This window comes from Candidatus Eremiobacteraceae bacterium (genome assembly GCA_035710745.1).
GTDB lineage: Bacteria > Vulcanimicrobiota > Vulcanimicrobiia > Eremiobacterales > Eremiobacteraceae > JANWLL01.
Genome location: DASTCX010000040.1, coordinates 49,099 through 72,083, shown reverse-complemented (window position 1 = coordinate 72,083; position 22,985 = coordinate 49,099). Strand labels below are relative to the sequence as shown.

Below are 22,985 nucleotides of genomic sequence, written 5' to 3'. Positions count from 1 at the left end.
TGTCCTCCTCACGTTTTCGCCATCGCCCAGCCGGCGCGGCTCAGAAAACTTTCGAAATCGAGCAGCGCCGGATGCTCGCGGCGGACTGCGGCGATGTCCGCGTCGTATCCGACCGCCTCGAACCACCTGAGCATTTTCGCGTATTCTTCGCCGGCCGTTGCCTGAAACTGGTCCCACGGCATTTGGACGTACTGCACCGGTCGGCCGATGACTCGCCCAAACGTGGCTGCGACGTCGGACATCGCGAGGTTGTCTCCGGCGATATCGAGCTCGCGGCCAAGCCAGCGGTCCGGTTGTTCGAACGCCAGGGCGACGAACGCGCCGATATCGTCGACGGCGATCTCTTGAAGCTTTGTGCCCGGGTTTAGCGGCAGCGAAAGAGTGCCTGCGAGAATGTACTCGAGCCCAAAGAACTGCCAGTTGTCCATGAAGAACACGGGCCGGATGATGGTATGCGGAATGCCGATGGCGCGAATGTGCTCCTCGATCTTCCATTTGCTCTCGAAGTGCGAGAGCCCAGTCTTGCGCTGTGCGCTAGCCACCGAGCTGTACACGAAATGACCGACACCGGCGGCTTTGGCTTCATCGGCGAGCGCGATGCCCTCTCGTACTTCGCCGTCGTAACCGCTTTCCCAAAAATTCTGGACCGAGAAGACGCCGTGCGCACCTGCGAGCGACGAACGGTACGACGAGGGGTCGTTGAGGTCGCCCTGCACGATCTGTGCGCCTGCGGCGGCGAGATCGTGGGCCGCGGGCTTTTCCGGATGGCGCGTAAGCGCGCGCACCGTGTATCCCTTGTTCAGCAAGTGGCGCGCCGCAGCTCCGCCCTGTTTGCCAGTCGCACCGGTGACGAAGATGGTTTGGTCGGCTCTTGGCATCGCTTACCTCAAGTCTTGCTTTTAGCAACGTCCGTTGCATAGATATCGTGTGCCTGGTATAATACGGCTGTCGGGCGAGGGCGTCAAGCGACAAATCGGTAGAAGTGTCGCTTATCCAACGGACAGCTGAGAACTGATGGCTACCAGTGCAACCGCCCAGGGGCCGCGCGTCGATCCGCGGGTTACACGTACCCAAAAATTGATCCGCGACGCGCTCATGTCGCTGCTCGCGGAGAAGAGCTTCGAGTCGATAAGCGTGCAAGACATCGCCGAACGCGCGACGGTCAACCGCGCGACGTTTTACGCGCATTTCTCGGACAAGTTCGCGTTGCTCGAGGTCATGACTCGCGATGAGGTCGGCGCCAAACTTTCCGAAGGAGATCCCCTGAACGCGCCTGATACGCGCGAGCTCCTCAAAGGTGTCGGCAGGAGCGTCTTTGGTTTCGTCGGCCAGCACAGCCACTGCAAGGTCGATCGCGATTTCGAACCGCAGTTCGAGAGCGCCATCGAGGCCCGGGTGACCGAGTTTCTCCAACCCTCGTTCAACGATTGTAGCGCTCGCCTCATCGCCTCCGCGCTGGTCGGCGCTGCGATGAACTGGCGCCACCAAGCGCCGAAGATGAGGCCGGATCCGATCGTCGACAATATCGTCGGTATCCTGGTCGACGGAGTCGAGAAGCAAAGGACATAAGCGTCGGGCGCGGCCCGGCCAGGTCTTGCAAAGACGTTGTCGAACGACCGGCTTTAGCGTGACGAATCTTTGCGATTCGTCTAACGTCGCTTTTCGCCGCACCGCGCTGCGGTGAACACCGGAGGGCGAACATGGGTGCTACTGTGAAATCGACTCCAGATCTTCGGATGATCCCACTCGGACTTTTCAGCATTGGCGTGGGACTCTTCATCGTGGGAGGCGAGTTTGTTACCGGCGCGCGCGATGCTGGGGCGTTCATAGCGTTCGGCCTATTCACGGCCGGGCTCGGGGCGCTGATAACGGGATATTGGGCGTTTCGTGCAGACAATGTTTTCGGCGGCGTAGCGCAATCGGTCATCGGCCTGCTATTCGCATCCTTTGCGATCTACGACTGGTTCTTCTATGCATCTGCAAAGGACAGCAACGCCGACTTCGCGTGGATGGCATTTGCCGCAGCCGTGGTCGTAGGCATGATCGCTTTTGCATCGTTCAAGGCGAGCATACCGCGGCTGGCATCGGTGACACTCGTGATGTTTTTCTTGTTCCTCGCATTTCTATGGGCAGGGTCGGCATTTCACACACCGATGATGTTCCTCGTCAGCGGCGTCATCGCAATCCTCACCGCGATTATGTCGTGGATCGGCGGTCTGCTGCGGCTTCTGGCGAGCCTATAATAACGAAAATGCCGCAAGCGCTTGCGGCATTAGGTTTCAAATCTGGCGTCGGTTACCGGGTGGCTAAGGCGTCACCCGGAATACCTCGCCTTGGAGACGAGCGCCGCCGGTAGCGGCGACCCCATAAAGATTGCCGGCTTTGTCGGCAACGAGCGTACCAGTTGGGCCAGCACCGTTGCGACCTGTGAAGGATACGAGAATCGTCTCCTGTCCGTTGGGAGTCATCTCAAACACGTTGCCCTGATAGAAATCCCCTCCGTTCGTAGTCCCGAAGAAATTCCCCGACGACGCGAGTGTGAGGCCTCCTTCAGGAAAACTGCCGTCGGAGCCATTGAATGAGTGGAGCACAAGCGACGGGTGCACGTACCCGCCGATCGTGTAGACGACACCGTTGTTCCATTGTCCACCCTGCAATGTTGTGCCGACGATGGTGCCGGATGCGTTCTCCATAAGGCTTGAGCTTGGCCCATCGCCGTCGCTCCCGCGGAATCGGTGGATGATCATCTCTTTACCAGTTTTCGAGAGACGATAGATCGTGCCGCATCCTGCGTACGCGCCACCGCATTGCGCGCTATTTATGCCGCCGGTTCCGGTCGTTCCATAGAGGTTCCCCACCGCATCTCGGATGAGTGGCCCATCCGGCCCCATTCCGTCCGGAGCTCCCGTGAACTGATAGAGCGTGCGCTCTCCTATCCCGGGCTGCACCTCAAAGACGAGACCGCAACCGAAAAACACCCCCGGATCACACAAGCCAGCCGAGCTTCCGCCGCCTAACGTCGTGCCGAACAAGTCACCGCGGCGGTCCATAATGAGCGCCGCCACAGGCGAGCTGCCGTCAGGGCAATATGGATAATGAGTGGGGCAGAAGCTGTAAAGGACATGCTCCACACCTTGTGCGTCTATCTCGAACACGGTGCCGGAGTCATTTGCGCCGCCGGACTTAGTAGTTCCAAACAAATCCCCGGCAGAATCGCGTATAAGGCCCGCAACGGGCACGCTCCCGTCCGTAGGTGGCCCACTAAACGCGTGAATCACGGACTCGTTGCCTTGACTATCGATCTTGTAGACCGTACCGCAGCCGGTGCTGGAACAAACACTCATATCTCCGCCGACGGAGGTCGTGCCGTAGATATTGCCGCGGTAGAGTAGGAGCGAACCGTACGGAGCCCCGCCGTCTGCGTTTCCCGTGAACGTATATAGAACTGCGAGGGTCGAGGAATGCGAGCTGGCGCGCGCGGTGCTGGCCCCAAACTGAGTCAGACTGACTGCGACAAGAAGGCTAATAATGGATGCACGTCGGCTCATGATAGCAACGGTCCCAATTCTATGACGTAAAGCGATCGCCTTGGTAGGCTCGTTGCGGACACGTTAATATGAAGGTTCAGCAAGGCAAGCCCATACTTCGTGCGTCTTCGCGCGCTTTTTGATCCGACTCGAAACGCCACGCCGTTTGGTCGTCCACCGTCAGTGCGGGAAGGGTGAGAGACAAAGACGCAGCGGATGACCTGAAGGCGGCCAGCGTCGCTTCGAGCACCTCTCGATCGGCGTTTTTCCAATGGTAGTAGACCATCACCCACGTCGAAGCGAGGTTGACCCGTTCCGAATCCATGCCGCAAGGGTCTGCCCGGCCCTTGTGGGCGGCGTTCGCGAGGCGAATGTCGTCCGCAGCCGCCCAGGCTGTCGCTAGCGTGAAATCATCTGGGACCGCGCTATCCGGACACGCGGCGGACTCTTCAATCGAGTCGATTCGGCGATGGGCATCCGCGAGGAGCCGTTTTCTCATCCGAGGGTCTTTTGTCGCGTCAAATCCACGTAGATCGTCAAGCAGCTGGTCGACGCCAGCCTTGTCGAGACATGCCCAACCTTGGACCCCGGGTCTTGCGATATCAGCGAACTGCGAGTCGGTGTTTATCCAACAGTCACGACCGCGGTGGTCGCCTTCGATGACCTTGATCAGCAACTGCCCCTCGAGATAACCGCCAACGTTGAGCGCGGTCACGCGGGTGCCTTGATCTAAGATAATCGCGTTCTGAAGCAAACGTCGCTGCGCATCAACGTCGCGACGAAAGCGCGCACCGAAATATGTGTCGGCTTCGACGCTCGTCGGGAAGCAAGCGACGCTGAACGGCTCGAGCCTTCCAACCGCACCAGGGCTAAGTGTGTTGTTCGTTCGTGCGACAATGAACGAGATATATTTGAGGTCAACGTACGCCGCTATGATGAGGACGGCGATAATACCGCCGACCCACCATGCCCAGACGAACCGTCTCCGCCTAGCCATCGCATCGGTGACTTAGGCTCCCGCCTCGGGGTTTCCTCACTTCCGATGTTGGGTGGCCTCGAACTCGATCTAAGAACCGGTTGGATTAGCATCCGGCGTCGTTGAACGTCGCAGATTCCATAACCCATACACCGAAAGGATGGCGGAGAAGACGGAGGTCACAGCGAGCGCGAGCAGGGTCCAAACGAAGAAGAACACTCCACTGGACTGCGCCAGCGCGCCGGCCGGCAGTCCGCCCACTCTAATCACGTGAATTGTGAAGACCCCGATGCCGACGATCGATCCGAGGAGCATGATGGCGTGCCCCGATCGCCGCTCGCCGAGGATCAGCGTTCCGTATAACCAGACGACGAGGATGGCGATCGCCGCGACATTTATAGCCGGTGCCCTATCGGTCCCGTAGACGATGTCATCCGTCAAGTGAAGCGAGAGTAAGATGATCGCGAGCAGAGACGTGGTGGTCAAGACGATGCTGCGCTTCATGTGAACTCCTAGGCCTTCATCGCTTCTTCGAACGCCTGATCTTCCGACCACGCAGCACCTTCGGACGTGATACGGTGGATCTCCGCGGCTTCCAGAAGTGCTTCGAGTTTCTCCTTGATCACGCCACCGCTTTCGCGATGCTCTACGATGCGTCCGAGACCGAGCGACTCGAGCTGCCTCGTCGCGTATCCGAGCAGGCGACCCGCCTTCACCGTCTGACCGCTGCACGCAGCGACGCTGCCGAGATCAAGAAGCAATTCTGCGACGTAACGCTCGTCGCCCGTTTCACGTGCGAGTCGCAATCCTGCTCGGCCGGCGTCACGCGCTCCGATGATGTCCCCAAGCCAGACGCGCGTTATCACGATGTTGCCGTACAGGATCACCAGGTCTTCCACGTTCTTCTTGCGCGACAGGATCGCTAACGCTTCGGAATTGGTCCGCTCGGCCGCTTCGTGATCGCCCGAGTGGTTCTCGTTCGCGCCAAGATTCGTGAGTGTGCCGCCCACGCGGCGCTCATCGCCGAGCGCACGGAACATCTCGAGCGCCTCGCGGTACAGAGTCCGTGCGGCGCTGCGGTCATGGTGGCGATCCGCGAAGACCGCTCGCAAGTTGATGCATTTCGCGAGCGCAAGTTCGGGGCCGACCGTACGGTATATGTCCGACGCCCGCGCAATCGCTGTGTCAGCCGCCGCATCCCGGCCGGCCAGATGACTGTGCCAAGCCACGCTGTACAGCGCGTCAGCAGTACCGGCAACGTCGTCGTGTTGCTCGTACAATTCTTGCGCGCGGACGGCCATCTCGTAGATCTGTTCGCCGGACCCCAGGAGAACGAGCGCAAGTAACAGATCGGCGTGCAGATCGGGTCGTGCCGGCCTGGGCAGACTTTCCAGCGCGAGCGTTGCCCATCTCCGAGCTTCGGCGGACAGGCCCATGGCCTGCCACAGCCGTACGCTCGAGCCCGCGATCGCAGCGCCGATCACGATGTCGTTAGCTTGTTGGAGCGACCAGCTCAGCGCGCTTCGCAGGTTGGCGGTTTCAGCCTCTTGCCGAGCGAGCCAAGACTCTGCCGCCTGCGCGCGATGCGTGGCCTTCGCTGCATTCGCAAAATCTTGGAAGAATTCAGCATGGCGCCGTGCGAACGTGTCGCCGTCGCCGGCTTCCGACAATTTCTCGATCGCGTAGGCACGAGTGGATTCGAGAAGACGGTAACGCTCGCTGTCGCTGCCGGTTTCCGCAAGGACAAGTGACTTGTCGGCCAACGACGAGAGAAGGTCGAGGACTTCTGCGCCGTCGACGCTTCCGTCCGAGCAGACAGCTGCCGCCGCGTCCAGGGTGAATCCGCCAGCGAAAACGCCTAGGCGATTGAAGAGCGTCTGCTCACGCACGTCAAGTAGCCCGTAGCTCCACTCGATGAGCGCCAAGAGCGTCTTCTGGCGCGGCAACGCGGTACGGTTGCCTCCGGTGAGGACTTTGAAGCGTTCGTCCAGTCGTTTCGCCAGATTCGGCAGCGAAAGCACTTTGATGCGCGCCGCTGCGAGTTCGATGGCCAACGGAATCCCATCAAGGCGCCGGCAGATGTCTGCGACGATCGGTGCCGTGTCGTCGGATAAGGCGAAGCGGCTATCGGCGGCCGTCGCGCGTTCTACGAACAACGCGGTCGCCCCATGACTTCGCGCTTCGTCCGCTGTGGGGATCGACGATGCGTCGGGCACCGAGAGCGAGGGAAGCCGGTGCAAGAACTCTCCGGCGACGCCGAGCGATTGGCGGGAGGTGGCCACGACATGGACTTGCGGACAGGATTCCAAGATCGCGTCGACGAGCGGCGCGACCGCGTCGAGCAGGTGCTCGCAGTTGTCGAGGATCAGCAGCAGCTCCCTGTTCTTCAGGGCTTGCAGGAGCGAAGATTCGATGGAGTCACCCGACTGGCTCACGTCCAACGCTTGTGCGATGACGCTGGGCGTCAAACCGCCGTCCGAGATACGCGACAGATCCGCGAACCAGACGCCGCGCTCGTAGCGGTCGATGAGGTCGGCGCCGACCTGCAACGCGAGCCTCGTCTTGCCGACTCCGCCTGCACCAGAGACGGTGACGAGCCGGTGCGCGGTCACCAGGTCTTTCACGAACGCCAAGTCGTGCTCGCGCCCGAGCAGGGCGGTGCGCTGCACCGGCAGATTGTTGGGCCTTGCGTCGAGCGATGCTAGCGGTGCGAAATCCGACGGCAATCCGCCGCCGGATACTTGCCACACGCGCTCCGGCTGCATCAAGTCCTTGAGCCGGCGCAGGCCGAGATCGACGAGCGATGTGCCGCCGGGCAGACTGTTCGCGACAGATTCTCTCACTGCGTTGCTCACGAGCACTTGGCCACCGTGCCCGATGGACATGAGTCGCGCGACGCGATTGACCGTCGGCCCGTAGTAGTCCGAGTCGCGCTCAACTGCGGTGCCGACGTGAATGCCCATCCGCACGCGGAGACCGCCGACCGAAGAGAAATTTTCCGCGTGCATGCGTCGCTGGCAGGCAAACGCCGCTTGAACTGCTTGCCGCGGCGTGCTGAACGCCGCGCAGAACGCGTCGCCTACCGTCTTGAAGACGAAGCCGCCGTGTCGCTCGATCTCGCCGCGGATGAGTGCGTCGTGCCGCGCGATCGCCTCGGTCATCCCGGCGTGATGGTGCTCCCAGCGATGCGTACTGCCCTCGATGTCGGAAAAGAGAAACGTCACCGTGCCAGTAGGCATGGCGACAGGATCCTGAGCTTGACGCTCGGCTTCCGGCGGCATCACCGGATGCTTTCGGATTATCGCCCAGCCGGACCTAGCCCTGAAAATAAAGGCTGGGACGTTTGGCCCAACCTACTTGAGCCTGATCAAGGACCCGATCTCCAAGGTGGCCTTTCCGACTCGACCGAACACCGCGCGGCAAGATTTCAGATTAGAGATGGAGTTATCATGATGCGTAAGAGCTACGCCGTATTCGTTATTCTCGCTGCGTTAGGCGCAGCGGCATGCCAGATGCAGTCGTCATCAGCATTCGGGGCGTCGCGGACGCCACTGATCCCACACGTCGCCGCGCATCCTTCCGAGCCTGACCTCGGCACCGGCTTCATCTACGTCGTCAATCCCACGTCGAACCTCATCACGATGTATCCGAAGTCCGGTACCGGCGACATAGCACCCACAGCGACGCTCAGCGGCTCGAATACGCAGCTGAACTCTCCGTTCGACGTCTTCGTCGCAACGCACGGCAAGATCTACGTGACGAACCGGACCAACAACTCCGTGACCGTATATCCGTCAGGGTCGACCGGCAATACCGCTCCGACACAGAACATCTTCGGGCACAACACGCTTATCGGAAAGCCATCGGGAATCGGAGTCGATTCCTCCGGGGATATCTACGTCGCGAACAATCACCTCAACTCGATCACCGTATATGCTCCGAACGCGAATGGCAACGTCGCGCCGATCCGTACTATCAGCGGTCCGAGCACGAATCTCAACGCACCCATCGGACTAGCGATCAACGCCAGTGACGAGCTCGTCGTAGCAAACCCCGGACGCAACTCTGTCGAGGTCTTCGCGAAGGACGCGACCGGCAACGCAACGCCCGTCCAAGTGATTGTCGGCGCAGCGACCGGCCTACTCGCGCCTGTGGACGTCGCGACAGATAGCGCCGGCCTGATCTACGTCACCAACCTCAACGGGACGAGCATCACGATATACGCAGCGAACGCGAACGGCAACGTGAGTCCGCTCCGGGCTATCTCGGGCACCATGACCGGTCTCAACAAGCCTGGAGGTATCGAAGTAAACGGCCTAGGGAAGATCTTCGTTGCGAACAACGGAAGCAGCAGCGTCGAGTCATTCGCGGCGGGAGCGAACGGCAATGCGGTGCCTGCGACTACCATCGGAGGGCTCAACACGATGCTTGATCATCCGGCCGGCCTATCGCTCCACTAGCTGGGTCAGACTTTCAACGCTTCTTCGAACGCCTGATCTTCCGACCACGCGACGCCTTCGGCGGCGAACGCTGCGATCTCCGCGTCGCCTAGCTTGTCTCGAAGCGCTGCCGTGAGTCTCTCGTAGCTCCACTTCTCCGTGAACTGGCGCTCAAGGCCAAGCAATTTATTCTGCGCATCAACGTAGCCCAGCAATTGAGCCGCGGGGCCGCTCTCACCGCGGAGAGCTGAGATCAACGCTAAGTGCTGCAGCCCGTTAGCGATCGATTGTTCGACGCGGGCCTGACGTGCCAAATGTAGACCCTCCCGCGCTGACTGTCTTCCTCCATTGGAGTCTCCGAGGGCGATGTGATACACAGCAATGTTGACGTGGATAAAGCTGCTGCTACGCGCATTTTTTCCGCGTAGAGTCTCCGCCGCCCGACTCGCCAAGCGCAGCGCCTGGTCGGGGTGACCTTCCGCAAACTCAAACTCGGCCATATCTGCCTGCACTTGGGCGGTACCTTCCTCATCCCCACACGCCTGATGAGCCGCCAACGACTCAGCGAAGAGGTCACCGGCCCGGCCTCGGTCGCCCACCATCCACTCTACTGATGCCAGTGCGTGGAGACAAATAGCGGCGCGCAATCTGTCCCCGCTCGCGCGCACCGCGGAAAGAGCTCGCGAATACTCCTGGCTTGCTTCTTCATACCGGCCCATATCAAGAAGAGCTCGCCCAAGCGAGATGCGGGCGTACCCAGCCCAACGGACGTCACCCACTGATTCGAATAGGCGCACTGCGCGCTCGGCAGCCTCAAGCTTTTGCTTGCCCGCTGATTGCACACCGAGCGCATGCCACAGTCGCGCCGCGACCCATGGCTGCTCTGATTCATCCACGCGCTCGAGCGCAAGGAGGATCCAATAACGGCCCTCGACAGCAAGACCGCGGCGCCACATCGAGCTCAGCTGTCCGGCGATCGTGCCGCCTACCGTCGCGTCGTTCCCCTGGGTGAGCGTCCACTCGAGCGCGCCGCGGTAGTCGTCCAGGTCCAATTCCACCTCTGCAGGCCAGGAAAAGAACTCCGTATTATAGCGCTCTGCAGTCGCCTGCGCCTTGTCGCGGAAAAATTCCGCATGGCGCCGAGCCATGCGGTCGCGCTGGTTTGATGCGGTCAGTTTGTCGAGCGCATAGGCCCGAGTGGATTCAAGGAGATGGTAGCGCTCATGTTCTCCGCTCGTATCGGCGATCACGAGCGACTTGTCCGTCAACGAGGCGAGCAGGTCCAATACGTCGATTTCGTCCGAGCCCTCGGCGCCGCACACGCTCGTCGCGGCCTCGAGGCCAAACCCGCCGGCGAAAATGCCCAAATTTCTGAACAGCAGCTGCTCCTTTGGGTCGAGCAGGTCGTAGCTCCAGTCGATGAGCGCGCTCAAGGTCTTCTGACGCGGCAAGACCTCGCGGCTGCCGCCCGTGAGGACCTTGAAGCGTTCGTCGAGGCGTTTTGCGAGATTCGGGATCGACAAGACCTTGACGCGAGCCGCAGCAAGCTCGATGGCGAGCGGAATGCCGTCAAGTCGGCGGCAGATGTCAGCGACGATTGGCGCCGTGTTGTCGGTGAGGGCGAAGGACTTGTCGACCGATCTGGCGCGATCGACAAAAAGCCCGACCGATCCGAATTCCAAAACCTTCGAGGGCGTCACGTCGGTCTGGTGCGGAACCTCAAGCGAGCGAAGTCGCAAGACTTCTTCATCGCCGATACCTAGCACTTGTCGCGAAGTGCTCAAAATGCGCACGTCCGGCGCCGCGCGGAGAATCGAGACAGCCAAAGCGGCGACCGTCTCCAAGACGTGCTCGCAGTTGTCGAAGATGAGGAGCAGCTTCTTGTGCTCGAGCCAGGGTGGAATCGACTCGTCGACGCGGTTGCCCACCTTCTGGGAAATACCCAAGACTTGTGAGGTGACGCTCGCGACCAGTTCAGCGTCGCTGATCGGTGCGAGGTCGACGAACCAAACGCCGTCCGGAAACCGATCGAGGATCTCTGCACCAGCTTGCACGGCGAGCCGCGTCTTCCCGACGCCGCCTGATCCGGCGAGGGTCAGCAGATGATGTCGAGCTAGCAGGTCTTTGACGTCGGCGACATCGCGTTCGCGACCGACGAACGTGGTTCGCTTGATCGGGAGATTGTGTGGCAGCGCGTTGAGCGAGCGAAGCGATGGGAATTCAGACGGCAAGCCGTGTCCGTTGAGTTGCCAGACATGCTCCGGTTCGGTCAGATCCTTGAGTCGGTGCGAGCCGAGATCGACCAGCGACGTATCCTTAGGAAGATCAGCGTGCGCGAGGTCGCGCGTCGTCGCTGAGAGGAGCACTTGGCCGCCGTGGCCGATCGACATCAAACGCGCGACGCGATTGACCGTCGGCCCGAAGTAGTCAGTGTTGCGTTCCTCCGCGTGCCCGGTGTGCAGGCCGATGCGTACCCGCAAACCGTCAACGAGCTCAAAGTCTTCTTCGGCGAGAGCTCGTTGGGCATCAATCGCCGCGCCGACCGCTTGCGGCGCTGTCGCGAAGGCGACGCAAAACGCGTCGCCGAGCGTCTTGAAAACAAAACCGCCGTGTCGCGTCACGGCCTCGTTCACGATTTGCTCGTGGCGGGCGACGGCGGTTCTCATCGCATCCTGATGGCGCTCCCAGCGCTGCGTACTGCCCTCGATGTCGGAAAAGAGAAACGTCACCGTGCCCGTAGGCATGGCAACAGAGCCCTGAGCTTGACGCTCGGCTTCCGGCGGCATCACCGAATGCTTCGGAATATTGCCCAGCCTAACCTAGCCCTGAGAATAAAGGAACGCCGCGATCGATAGCGGCGCGCGGTCATTCGATGGTGGGCGCGAGAGGTCTCGAACCTCTGACTCCGGTTCCGAGCGATAGACCTGAGGTCTGGCGGACGAGCGTATTGCTACGAAGCCTCGCGGGCGTCATGCCGTAAGTCCTAACAAATGTCCGCGTCATATGGCTCTGGTCGCTAAAGCCCGCTTCAGCGGCAACGGCGCTGATCGAAATGGTGGGATCGATGATCAGTGCGGAGGCACGCTGCAGCTGGAGCACCCGCAGAAAACGTGCAAGACTGATGCCGTAACTGCGTCGGAAGGCCCGCGCGAGGCGCGTCGGTGAGACGTGCGCGTCTTTGGCAATAGTACTGATTCCAGGTCCACGGATCCGGTTCGCGCGCAAGTCTGCAACGATTTCACGCAAGTAACTGGGACTACTCCGCGGCGACCAATCGGGTCCGTTGGTGATTGCGCCGATAAGCTCGAGGCCTGCGCATTCCAGCGTGAGCGGGTCTGCCGAATCGACGTTCGCCGCCATGCTGTGCGCGATTTCGTGACAGCGCGCGTTGCCGTCGTGCGCTTCAGGTTCGAGTTCGAAGAATCGTTCGAGCTCGACGGATAGCATCAGCCGCAAGAACGTACAGCCGCCTTCGTGATAGAGGGTCTCGTGCGGCGTCTCCGGGCGCGCGACGATCACGACGCCCGGCCTGGCAAGAGTGGTCTTTTTCTCGGTGTTATCGGTGACTGAACCCCTCAACAGCACCGCGACATTTACTTCCGGGTGGACGTGAAATGGCACCCGAGCCTCCGATTGCGTTTCGAGCAGATCGATGGCGAAAGAGCCGGCCTGGGCCTCCTTATGTTGGAATTGACCGCGGGGAGCGTCCATGGCCTTTCAAATTCGAGCCGAATCAATGCCTGCTCCTTTGTCACAAAATTCATGCAAGCGCGCGCTTACCGTGCATTTTGTACAAGAAATATCGGTGATCGTCCGTTTATGCTAGCGCCGTACGATGCAACTGAAACCATTGCCGCATTGGTTCGCGCTCGCGTCAGGGATCTTCATAATTCCCGTAAACGCGCAAACTTCGGCAGCCCCATTTACGGCCGCTTCCCGTGATATACAGGCGATTAAGGGTGTGCTTCCCACCGTCTGGGCATTGAGATGACGCGCCACTATGGAATACCGCAGCTCGCGTTGCTCCTTGTCTTGCTTGTGAGTGCCGGAACACGAGCGGCGGCGACCTCATTGCCCCAAGCGTTTGTCGCCGTTCAGGCACCGCATTCGATGGCATTGGATCCGCAGCTGCGCGATCCAGCTTGGGCACAGGGTGCTATCGACGGGAGCGAATTTGAGAATCTGACGACCCGCGAGCCGGCTGTTCTTCCCACGAGCGTCTACTTGCTTTACGATCATCAAAATCTCTACATCGGCTTCAAGGCCGAGCAAACCGGCGTGCCGATCACGGCCACGCAAACCACAAACGACGTCGGGTTCGGGTTGGATGACTTTGTGGGCGTAGCGATTGATACGACAGGCGCCGGCAACGACGTATACTTCTTCGAGACGACGCCCAAGGGCGTGCGCTACCAACAGGCAAACGAGAATGTACGCTACGATCCGCGCTGGCAAAGCGCGGCTCAAGTCGAAGGTTCGTCGTGGACGGCGGAGATGATCATCCCGTTGAACGTTCTGCGCATTCGGCCGGGTGCCCAGAACTCGTGGCGGCTGAACTTTGTTCGGAGCATCGCGGCACGAAACGAGCACTACACGTGGTACTTCAATGGCTTGATGGTTGACGGGCAAGTCGGTCAGGCGTGGCCTGCGTTTACCGACGCGCGCTATTGGCCGACGTTTGAGCTGAGCGGCTTCAACGCCGCGGTAGCCGCTCGCCCGAAACCCCGCTCTGAAATGTATGGTCTTGAGAGCGCCGGATCAGAACGAAATCAATTCGAGCAGGCCAACGGCACCTTCTTGCCTCAAAATGTGCGCGCCGTCGGCGTCGACGTCACTGTTCCGGTCACAGCGACGATCAACTTTGTCGGAACGCTCAATCCGGACTTTTCCAATGTCGAGATCGATCAGCAGACCATCGTGCCTCAGGAGTTCAGACGAGGACTGCAAGAGTATCGTCCGTTCTTCGCTCAAGGCGCGACTTTTCTCAACCCCGAAGCGACCTCGGGATTGAGTAGTCCCACCAGCCCGAATAATCAAGAATTCTATTCGCCCGACATCGGACCGTTCGACCGCGGGGCGAGCCTCGAAGGCACTTTCGGCCTGCAAGCGTTCGGCATACTGTCGTTTCGCGGATTCGACGAAATGACCGGCAATACGTTCGATGACACCGCCTATGGGTACCAGCATGCACTGAGCGATCACTCATTTGAATATTGGCTGGAGGGCGTACTCGCGCATCATAGCCTTGCGGGCGACGACGTGACTAACGATTTCGGCGCGTCAGGCCGTGATTACAAGTCTGGGTGGGGGTGGGCGATCGATCATGCGATGGAACACGGAAGCTGGGTGCCCGTCACCCGAGTTGCGGACAGCACCGTCGGTCTCTTGACCGTGCAGAAACCTAACTATCAGACGGTTCTCGCGTATGGGGACATTTCGCCGACCTACAACCCGATCGACGGCTTCACGTTCAACTCCGACATTCACGGTTTCCAAGCTTTCCTGAAGACGACGGGCGCACCGTCGTGGGCAAAGAACGACGCATTCACGCTTGTGGGCGACCGATTTTTTGACCGTTCTGGAGCGATACACGAGGCGGACGCTTTCGCTCAACTCGACGTGACATTCAAGAACGGTTTTTCCATCGACGGTCTTGGGCCGGTCGATGGCGTCCTGCGTGGCTACGACATTCCGGAGAACTCCGACTGCACCGGCCCGACGATCGGCTCGTCATTCTTCACCGGATTCCCGTGCTATCTCAACGGACAGAATCAACGCTTCGATCTCTTCCAGTCCGCGCTCGGATATAAGGACGGCACGCCTGCACCGATCGATGCCTCGACATCGTGGGGTCCGTTCGGCACAAATTACACGCATCTGTACTCGATCACGACATCACGGCCTCTTGGCAGGCGTTTCTCCCTCGGCCTTGAGTACGACGGCACCGACGAGCGGTCGTTTGCAACCGGTGAGCTCGACTCGCAATGGCTGCGGCGGGTCTCTTTGGGGGAGTCGTTCGGCCCCGACTCCAACGTGTCGCTCTCGCTGCGCTCGATCAACGGTCTTGGCGGGTTTTCACCTAGCGTCGGTACGGACGTGGCGCTTGCATACCACCGCCGTTTCTCAAACGGCAACGAGGTGTTCGTGAACTACGGCACTCCGGCGGCATTTGCCACGGTGCATCAGTTTATCATAAAGTACGTCTTGCACACCGGCGGGGCGTCAGGAACGTAAGACGTGGCTACCCAGGATGTGCGCCAGTACACTGACGGCCCGGTCATCGAGGTGGACTACATACGAGTTGAGTATGGGCATTTTGAAGAGTACATAGATTGGCTAAATTCGACACGGAAGCCGACCATGGAAGCCATGAAGCAAGCTGGGCTAATCATCGATTACAAGGTCTTCAAGGCCACTCCAAAATCACCGGATCAGCCCAATATATATCTCTGGTTCACTTTTAAGAACATGGCGGCCTTAGACAAAGGCGTCGAGCTAGAAGATGTGGCCAAGAAAGCAATCGGTAGCACCGAGGTTCAGAACAAGGCCAGAGTGGCCCGGAGTGAATACAGAAAAGTTCTGGGCACTGAATATATACGTGAACTTATCCTAAAATGAAACCCGTGGGCTTCATCGGCCTTGGGAACATGGGCGAGCCGATGGCGCAAAACCTGGTGAGGGCCGGCACGTCTCTCGTCGTCTGGAACCGATCGCCTTCAAAATGCGGCGTGTTGGCCGAGGCAGGGGCTGCTGTCGCGAACGATCCGGCTGAAGTCTTTGCGCGATGCGATGTCGTGATCCTTATGCTGTTAGATGGCGCCTCGATCGATGCCGTGCTAGCGCGCCGCAACAGCGCATTTACGGATCGGGTTAACGGACGCAAGCTGATTAACATGGCGACAACCTCGCCCGCCTATTCGCGCGGGCTCGAAGCCGACGTTCTCGCGGCCGGAGGCAGCTATGTCGAAGCACCTGTCTCCGGCTCGCGGAAGCCTGCCGAGGCCGGGCAGCTCGTGGCGATGCTGGGTGGCGAGCACGGGGCCGTAGAGGCGGCCCGCCCACTGCTCCAACCGATGTGCCGAGAGATGATCGAGTGCGGACCGGCTCCGAATGCGCTGCTCATGAAGCTCTCGGTGAACCTCTTTCTGATCACCATGGTAACCGGACTCGCAGAAGCGGTGCACTTCGCCGAACGCTACGGATTGGATCTTTCTCAGCTCGTCGCAGTTCTCGATGCTGGGCCGATGGCGAGCGACGTGTCGCGGGTCAAGGCGGCGAAGCTCGTCGCGCACGATTTTGCTGTGCAAGCCGCAATCTCTAACGTCCTATACAACAATCGGCTGATCGCCGAGGCTGCGCGAGAGGCAAGCATCGCGTCGCCGCTCCTCGACGTCTGCCACGCTCTTTACGGTGAGACCCAGGCGATGGGTCTAGGCGGCGCCGATATGGTTGCGGTGATCCGCGCGATTGCGAAGCGAACTGCGGCTAACGTGTGATCGCGTTTGCCCTGCCAAGCCTACCGATCCGATTTGTTCGGCTTCCCGATGGTGGGCGCGAGAGGTCTCGAACCTCTGACCCCTACAGTGTCAATGTAGTGCTCTACCCCTGAGCTACGCGCCCGGACCAGGCCATCTAGGTTCGAATAACAGTGTTTGGACCCTGCCGTTCGCGCGTGGCTGCAAGCGAGGTTCGACGCGGTTTTCGGCCAATCGTCACCTAGCGCTTTGGCTCGACGTGCCATATACTAAGGCGCCTTGGAGTATTTCCCATGACGCTCAACGATCTCAATGCGATCGCACCGATTGTCACCGCCATCGTGATCGCAGCGACGGCAGTCGCGGCGCTCGTGCAGCTGCGTCACATGCGCGCCGCCAATCACATCGGTGCGATGTGGTCGGTGCACGAGATGTTCAGCGATGCGGGGTACATCGGCGCGCGTCGTTATCTTCGGACACATCTGGCCCGGCTGGTCGCAGACCCAGGGTTCCGCGGATTCGCAACCATGGAAATTCTCGGTCATCCGCCGGCCAATCCGCCCGAAGAGTACATCACTGCCATCAATGCCGCGACGCTGATAGCGAACACTCACGAAATGCTCGGCAACATGATCGTTCAGGGTCTCATCAACCGCGAGGTCATGCTCCGCGGATATGCGTGGGTCATCGACGGCACGTGGCGGATGATGGAGGAGTACGTCAAGATCCTTCGCGCTGCTGAGGGCGGCGACGGGCTGTTCGAAGACTTCGAATATATGACCGTATGCTCGCGGGATTGGATCAAACACAACCCGGTGTCGTACCCGAAAGGCTACGGGCGTATCCTACCGTCTTTCAGCCAACCCGGAAACGGGCCAGCGGTACCGACCGCCTAAAGGGCGCCCGGGGCTGTCACGCGGACGGCGTTTTCTGCCCCAGTACCTGCCGAGGCGGCGACGGCCGGTTGCGCGAAATCGTTCCTTGGTTATGAGTCTCCTCATGGCGGCGGCATCGATCGCGCAAAGCGTCGTGCTCGTCGCCGCATCGACGCAGGGCGGGTCGAAGACCGGCTCGGGTTTCGCGATATCGTCGACCGCATCGACGACGCGAATCCTTACGGCCGCGCACGTCGTCGATGGAACGACGTCGCCGCTCGTCTTCGTCGGTGGCCCGCGGGGCGATCATTACACCGCCACCGTTCTTCAGACCGATAAGCTTCGCGACATCGCCCTCCTCGAGATCCAATACCGCGGCATTCCGACCCTCACGCTCGACGACGCGCTCGCGGATTCGGGTACGCCGGTGCAAGCGTTCGGCTATCCGACGCTCGCTCCACCACCGGGCGGCGATCCAAAAGCGACGCCGCAGCCGCTCCCGCTCGGCCAGATGCAGCTCGTCTCCGTGTCCGCCAAGGTCGACGGCGTGGGAGAAGAAGGAGAGTCGATCCTGCTCGACGCCCCGCTCACCCACGGCGACAGCGGCGGACCGGTCATCAACGCATCGAGCGGAAAAGTCGAGGGGATGGTGCTCGGCCTTGCGGCTGGCTACGGCGTCGCACATTGGATGACGGGCGACGGGCTCGCGATCAGCGCCGCGGCGATCAACGCGTTTCTCGCGCAAAGCGGTCCGACCACGACGCCGACCCCTCCCGCATTCAACGTCGCCTTTGCTCCGAACAAGAACACCGATATCTCGGCTTCTTGGACGCAGCTCGCATCGAGCGCCGGCTTCACCCTCGGGTCGCAGAGCAAGGGCGACGGCCTGTGCACGAACGCCGCCGGCGCGGCGACGGCCAACGCGATCGTCAGAGAGTGGACCGAAGAAGGCGTATTCGCATTCGTCGTGACCGACTGTTCGGGTGCCGTGTACTATCAGGACTACATCGATATGGATCCGAACGCGCTGCCGAACGCATGCAGACTGATCGGGCGCGCGTTCCTCGGCTACGTCGACACGCATCGCCCCGAGTGGCAGACGCTGCTGAAGTTCGGAATCGCCGTCGACCCGAAACAGAACCCATACCTCGCGCTCATGTCAGTCGGGCGCAATCCATTCGGACAGCTCATCGTCACGCATATCTTCCGCGACGGGCCTGCCGATCGCGCCGGACTGCAACGCGGTGACGCGATCGTCAAGATCGACGGGCAGCCGACGCGAGCGCTCGCGGATCAGTACATCTCGAAGATGCTCGATCAACCGAGCGTGACGTTGATCGTCGATCGCGAGGAAAAAGAGTCGACGGTGAAATTGACGCTGCGTCGCTTCGCGGATCTGACGGCGAACGGGGCGATTCCGCGCTAGGCTGTAGATCCTGTTGTCTCGCTGCGAAGCTCCTCGAGATCTAGTTCGCGCTGCAGCTTTCTCATGATCGACGGGGCGATCGCACCCTCGTCATACAGGCGCAGGACCTCGCGCATCTGTGCATCGCTAAGCGCCGCTTGGATGCGACGATATGCCTCCGCTTGCTTTCGCAGCTCGGGCGTCGGGGCTTCGCCGACGTCCTTATAGTGTGTTATCGCGTGCTCGAGATGCGTGCGCGCGTCTTGTACGGCATCGGCATCCGCCCACGTCTCCTTAGCCAGTTGTGCGAGCGTGTCGCGCGCAGCGCGCGCGACCTTCAACCGCGCGAGGGATTCTTCGCGGCTTGTCGTCTCGGCTGTGATGCCGAGGGATTTGATGAATCCGTTCAATGTAAGACCTTGGCCGACGAGCGTCGCCAAGATCACGGCGAATGTCAAGAGCACGATCGCCGAGCGCGCCGGAAAGGCCGCGCCCAATGCTACGGTGAGGGGCACCGCTAGCGCGGCGGCGAGCGAAATGCCGCCGCGCAACCCCGTCCAGGCGACGACAAGCGCATACTTGAAACTCGTGATGCGATCAACCTTGCCCGTGCGCGACAGAAGGCGCGGCAGGAAGTGTGTGCTCAATATCCACACGATGCGCACGACGATGACTGTCACGCTGACCGCGATCGCGGCGAGAGCGAGCGAGATCGCAGCGGTGATGCCCATGCCGGCGAGGATCGGATTGAGCTGGAGCCCGACGAGCAAGAAGAGGATACCGTTGATCATGAAGAGCGTGATGTCGCGCATCGCGACGATCTGGACGCGCGACTCCGCCGATGTGATGACCGCGCCCTGACGTCCGAGGTATAGCCCGGCGGTGAGCGCAGCCAACACGCCGGAGAAGTGGAGCGCGTCCGCAGGAAAGTACGCGGCGTAGCCTGTGAGCAGGGAGACGGTGTTCTGCAGCATGAGGTCATCGAGGTTGCGTCGGATGAGGCTGAAGATCCATCCGACCGCAAGTCCTATCACTACGCCGCCGGCTCCATCCGCGATGAGCTGGAACAGACCCGAAGCCCACGAGAACGTGCCGCTAACGGAAGCGACCAGAGCGAGGTTGAAGATGACGAGCGAGGTCGCGTCATTGAAGAGGCTTTCGGCCTTGATCGCCGTGATGAGCCGTCTTGGAACGCGCAGCCGCGATGCGACGGCGAGCGCGGCCGTTTCGTCGGTAGGGCCGACGATCGCGCCGAAGACGACCGCGCCTGCCCACGTGATGCCGGGAACGAGTGCGTGCGATACGACGGCGACCGCGGCGATCGTGACGATGACGAGGAAAACGGCATTGAGGATGATGAGCTGCAGAATCGCACGGAAATCACGAAGCGACGAGGCGAACGCCTCGTAGTAGAGCAACGGCGGCAAGAATACGAGAAAGACGACGTTCGGCTGTAACGCGACTTGCGGAAGTCCAGGGATGAAACCGAGGACGAGACCGCCGAGCACGAGGAAAATCGGATATTCGACATTCACGCGCTGCGCGAGCCACGTGAGAGCGGCCACTGCGGCGAGAAGGCCGAAAAGCATCTCGATCTGCGCCATGGGGCGCTCGAGTTTTGTTAGCGGCGGCGGGCTTCCCTGGAGGCCGGGCTATTTGTCGGAGCCGACCTCGCACGACTCGAAGTCGAAGCTGTAAAAGCCGACCCCGTAGCGCTGCGGCGACAAGCGCAACTCGTGCTTGGCGTAGTGCTTGTTCGCGATGATGTCGTAGGCGCGGGGCGCGTCGACCGTCAGGAACGACTTACCGCTCGAATCGAATTGCAGGTCGGCGCCGGCGTCGGCGTGCGACACAGGCTTTCCGTCCTGCGTCACGTCGACGCGCTGCGAGCCGCCGTTCTCGGGTCTCAGCACGCCGACGACCTGGATCGCCTCGTAATTGAGCGAGAGATAATCGCCGCCGCCGTCGGCGATCATCCCTTGATGGTCTTGCGATTCTTGCCAATACCCTTGCAAGTAGATGCTGTTGTCGATGTGGTTGCCGCGATCGCTGAAATCGAGCTCGCCCGAAGTATCACGCCCCGTCGGCGGATCCGCGATGTTGTTGCCGTGCCACGTCCCGACGTACAGCTCGGGGGTCTGCGGATAGCAGACGGCGCCCGGTTTGTCGTAGCTGTCTTGCGGGAGCAGCGCCATGATCGCCGGCAGTTTCAGACTCTTGTCTTGCGCGAGCAAAAGCGATTGGATCTTCGTTTCGGTCTGCGGGTAGTTGCCCTCGCCGTGCTGGGTCTCGACGAGATCGCCCTCTTGATCGTAGAGGAACTCGGCCGGCCACCCACCGGCATCGTAGCGCTGGAAGATCGCGCCTTCGCCATCGAGCGCGACCGGCCACGTGATGCCGAGCCGCTTCGTCGCATCGGTCACATTCTTCGTGTCGCCTGAGAAACCGAACTCAGGTGTGTGAACGCCGATGATCTCGAACCCATCGGAATGATAGCGAGAATACCAGGCCTTGAGGTACGGCAACGTCCGCAGGCAGTTGATGCACGTGTATTCCCAGACGTCGACGAGCACGACTTTGCCCGAAAGATCCGATGGTGCTAACGGCTTGCTGTTGAGCCAGCCTTTCGCGCCGTCGAAGGGTAAGATTTTTGTGGGGTTCGCCGAGTCGGCGACGACCGCAGCGGGGGACAGTGCGAGCGCGACGGCGCACAAAACGGCGTATATATATGGAAGGCCCGATTTAGCCATAGAGGCGCATGACTGAGGCCGGAGTCAGACCGAGAACGCGACGCATGCAGCGCGCCATGTGGCTTTGATCGACGAATCCGGTCTGGATCGCGACTTCACTCAGCCGCGCGCCGCCGCGCGACAGAAGGTTGGCGGCGATCTCCACGCGCCTACGGATCACATACTGATGGACCGGCACGCCAACGCTCTGTTTGAAGAGCGCGCGGAACGTCGAAGCACCAAGGCCCGCGATCGCAGCGAGGGCGGCCAGCGACAGGTTCGACCCGATGTTGTCCCCGATATAGTTCATGACGCGCTCGAGTTGGTTTCGCGAAAGGCCGCGTCGTACCATCGTGCCGACTCTGGCGTAGCGTCGCAATAGGTGTGCGACGAGCGCGGTTCCGAGGCTTTCCGCATACAAGCGGTCGTTCGGCTCCCCAGCCTCGAGCTCAGCCCGCAATGCCCAGCCGATGTGCTGGAGCTTCGGATCGCGCACTTGAAGCCGCGGCGGTATCGATACGGCGTCGGAGTTGATGCCCATCGATTCCGCCGTTGAACGGACCATTGCCGGGTTGAGGTCGATGCTCAGGATCGTCGTCGGGCCGTCATCCTCCCATGCCGCAGTACAGCCGACAGGAACGATGTCGACGTCGCCAGGCGTCTGCATACGACGTTGAATCGGCCCGTCGCAGCGGCAGGTCGCGGCGACCGTTCTGCCCATGTGCATGCTGACGTTGTGCGTCGCGCGCGCCGGCACTTCGACGAGCCCGCCTGACGTATCGTAGAGCGCGGCATCAAAGCCGCTCCATTGACGGCCTTCGCTCGAAGCTCGCAGCAGGAACTGCATCTCGCTCGTTCCTGTCAGCCGCGTCCATGCTCGCTGTTCCATACTCATGTAAACGCGTATTCGCGCAGCGCGTGCCGCGATTCCTGAAGTCTGGCACGTTTGCGTCATCCGCGCAGGTCTCAAAGCGAAACTCGCGACGCGTGCATTGACATCACGCCGTCACCTTTATCGAAACGTACCCTGTCGTAGACAAACGTCCGCGACCGCGGAGCGATAGGATGATACGCTCATCGGAGTGTGCCGCTAAGGCGCACTGCATCACCTCGACAGGAGATACAAGTAGATGGGTCATCGATTCCTGAGAATCGGCCTCATCGCGCTCTTGGTCGTGATCGTCCAGGAAACTAGGGTGCTGGCCGAAACGACTGGAGCGATATCAGGCCACTACAACCAGCCGCCGAGCACGGCGTCCGAACAATACAAGCTGCTCCGCCAAGATCTTGCGTCGTTGGGCGCGGCGCACTCTTGGCCGATCGGCTTCACGTCGACGATACAGAACAAGGTGTAGGTAGGCGACCCAAGGCGCTTGTCTACAGTGAAGGGCCGCCGGCATTGCGCCGGCGGCCTTTCGAATCTCGACCGCTCCCCGAGTCTTCTGAGGAGGGCAAGCACGCTAGAGGTGGCGGGCTAGTACGCCATAAACTTCGTTTGAGCGAGGGAAGATAATGATACGTCTATCAAGAGCGGTTGCGGTTGCCGGAGCCGTGCTGAT

General features: G+C 60.8%; 19 protein-coding genes and 1 tRNA gene. 9 read left to right on the top strand and 11 right to left on the bottom strand.

The window, feature by feature from the left end; translation table 11 throughout:
* Window positions 1-8: 8 nt before the first annotated feature.
* Entirely contained in the window at window positions 9-878 is an 870-nt protein-coding gene (locus tag VFO25_14095; protein ID HET9344034.1) for an NmrA/HSCARG family protein, read from the bottom strand.
* Window positions 879-1,014: 136 nt separating this feature from the next.
* Here VFO25_14095 and VFO25_14090 point away from each other — a divergent pair, with 136 nt between their 5' ends.
* Both VFO25_14090 and VFO25_14085 read left to right on the top strand, forming a co-directional pair.
* Window positions 1,015-1,569, top strand: a complete 555-nt coding sequence (locus VFO25_14090) for a helix-turn-helix domain-containing protein (protein HET9344033.1) — start codon at window positions 1,015-1,017, stop codon at window positions 1,567-1,569.
* Between the two features lie 143 nt (window positions 1,570-1,712).
* A complete protein-coding gene (locus VFO25_14085) occupies window positions 1,713-2,243 on the top strand; it encodes a GPR1/FUN34/YaaH family transporter (GenBank protein HET9344032.1) in 531 nt (176 codons plus the stop codon).
* Between the two features lie 63 nt (window positions 2,244-2,306).
* Here VFO25_14085 and VFO25_14080 read toward each other — a convergent pair whose 3' ends face one another.
* From VFO25_14080 to VFO25_14065, 4 genes are all read right to left on the bottom strand, one after another.
* Entirely contained in the window at window positions 2,307-2,993 is a 687-nt protein-coding gene (locus VFO25_14080; protein HET9344031.1) for a choice-of-anchor tandem repeat GloVer-containing protein, read from the bottom strand.
* Window positions 2,994-3,624: 631 nt separating this feature from the next.
* Window positions 3,625-4,524 carry a hypothetical protein gene (locus tag VFO25_14075; protein HET9344030.1) on the bottom strand — a complete coding sequence of 300 codons (900 nt, stop codon included), beginning with the start codon at window positions 4,522-4,524 and terminating at the stop codon, window positions 3,625-3,627.
* A 69-nt stretch (window positions 4,525-4,593) separates the two neighbouring features.
* Entirely contained in the window at window positions 4,594-5,007 is a 414-nt protein-coding gene (locus VFO25_14070; GenBank protein HET9344029.1) for a hypothetical protein, read from the bottom strand.
* 8 nt (window positions 5,008-5,015) lie between these two features.
* The gene (locus VFO25_14065; protein HET9344028.1) at window positions 5,016-7,742 is read right to left on the bottom strand and encodes an adenylate/guanylate cyclase domain-containing protein; all 2,727 of its coding nucleotides are present in this window, start codon (window positions 7,740-7,742) and stop codon (window positions 5,016-5,018) included.
* A gap of 210 nt (window positions 7,743-7,952) precedes the next feature.
* On the opposite strand from VFO25_14065, the gene VFO25_14060 reads away from it, so the two are divergent.
* Entirely contained in the window at window positions 7,953-8,963 is a 1,011-nt protein-coding gene (locus VFO25_14060; GenBank protein HET9344027.1) for an NHL repeat-containing protein, read from the top strand.
* A gap of 5 nt (window positions 8,964-8,968) precedes the next feature.
* Here the strand turns inward: VFO25_14060 and VFO25_14055 are convergent, their stop codons facing one another.
* Together VFO25_14055 and VFO25_14050 are read right to left on the bottom strand one after the other, a co-directional pair.
* A complete protein-coding gene (locus tag VFO25_14055; GenBank protein ID HET9344026.1) occupies window positions 8,969-11,728 on the bottom strand; it encodes an adenylate/guanylate cyclase domain-containing protein in 2,760 nt (919 codons plus the stop codon).
* 79 nt (window positions 11,729-11,807) lie between these two features.
* Window positions 11,808-12,653 (bottom strand): helix-turn-helix domain-containing protein, encoded by an 846-nt coding sequence (locus VFO25_14050; GenBank protein HET9344025.1) that lies wholly within the window; start codon window positions 12,651-12,653, stop codon window positions 11,808-11,810.
* A gap of 309 nt (window positions 12,654-12,962) precedes the next feature.
* On the opposite strand from VFO25_14050, the gene VFO25_14045 reads away from it, so the two are divergent.
* Genes VFO25_14045 through VFO25_14035 form a run of 3 tightly spaced genes read left to right on the top strand, consistent with a single transcriptional unit; the run spans window position 12,963 to window position 16,438 of the window.
* The gene (locus tag VFO25_14045; GenBank protein ID HET9344024.1) at window positions 12,963-15,176 is read left to right on the top strand and encodes a hypothetical protein; all 2,214 of its coding nucleotides are present in this window, start codon (window positions 12,963-12,965) and stop codon (window positions 15,174-15,176) included.
* Between the two features lie 3 nt (window positions 15,177-15,179).
* Window positions 15,180-15,560, top strand: coding sequence for a hypothetical protein (locus VFO25_14040; GenBank protein HET9344023.1), 381 nt, complete (start codon window positions 15,180-15,182; stop codon window positions 15,558-15,560).
* 5 nt (window positions 15,561-15,565) lie between these two features.
* On the top strand, window positions 15,566-16,438 hold the full coding sequence (locus VFO25_14035) for an NAD(P)-dependent oxidoreductase (protein ID HET9344022.1): 873 nt from the start codon (window positions 15,566-15,568) through the stop codon (window positions 16,436-16,438).
* A 49-nt stretch (window positions 16,439-16,487) separates the two neighbouring features.
* Here the strand turns inward: VFO25_14035 and VFO25_14030 are convergent.
* A tRNA-Val gene (locus VFO25_14030) sits at window positions 16,488-16,562 on the bottom strand.
* A gap of 148 nt (window positions 16,563-16,710) precedes the next feature.
* Between VFO25_14030 and VFO25_14025 the strand changes: the two genes are divergently transcribed.
* Together VFO25_14025 and VFO25_14020 are read left to right on the top strand one after the other, a co-directional pair.
* Window positions 16,711-17,313 carry a hypothetical protein gene (locus tag VFO25_14025; protein ID HET9344021.1) on the top strand — a complete coding sequence of 201 codons (603 nt, stop codon included), beginning with the start codon at window positions 16,711-16,713 and terminating at the stop codon, window positions 17,311-17,313.
* Window positions 17,314-17,404: 91 nt separating this feature from the next.
* Window positions 17,405-18,718 (top strand): trypsin-like peptidase domain-containing protein, encoded by a 1,314-nt coding sequence (locus VFO25_14020; GenBank protein ID HET9344020.1) that lies wholly within the window; start codon window positions 17,405-17,407, stop codon window positions 18,716-18,718.
* Here VFO25_14020 and VFO25_14015 read toward each other — a convergent pair.
* The 3 genes from VFO25_14015 to VFO25_14005 are packed head-to-tail and all read right to left on the bottom strand — an operon-like array spanning window position 18,715 to window position 22,321.
* Window positions 18,715-20,301, bottom strand: a complete 1,587-nt coding sequence (locus VFO25_14015) for a Na+/H+ antiporter (protein HET9344019.1) — start codon at window positions 20,299-20,301, stop codon at window positions 18,715-18,717. The two genes, VFO25_14020 and VFO25_14015, sit on opposite strands and share 4 nt — an antisense overlap.
* 48 nt (window positions 20,302-20,349) lie before the next feature.
* On the bottom strand, window positions 20,350-21,447 hold the full coding sequence (locus VFO25_14010) for a redoxin family protein (protein HET9344018.1): 1,098 nt from the start codon (window positions 21,445-21,447) through the stop codon (window positions 20,350-20,352).
* Window positions 21,440-22,321, bottom strand: a complete 882-nt coding sequence (locus tag VFO25_14005) for an AraC family transcriptional regulator (GenBank protein HET9344017.1) — start codon at window positions 22,319-22,321, stop codon at window positions 21,440-21,442. The genes VFO25_14010 and VFO25_14005 overlap by 8 nt, the downstream gene beginning before the upstream one ends.
* A gap of 235 nt (window positions 22,322-22,556) precedes the next feature.
* On the opposite strand from VFO25_14005, the gene VFO25_14000 reads away from it, so the two are divergent.
* Window positions 22,557-22,781: a hypothetical protein gene (locus VFO25_14000; protein ID HET9344016.1), complete on the top strand. Its 225-nt coding sequence runs from the start codon at window positions 22,557-22,559 to the stop codon at window positions 22,779-22,781.
* Window positions 22,782-22,985: the final 204 nt, after the last annotated feature.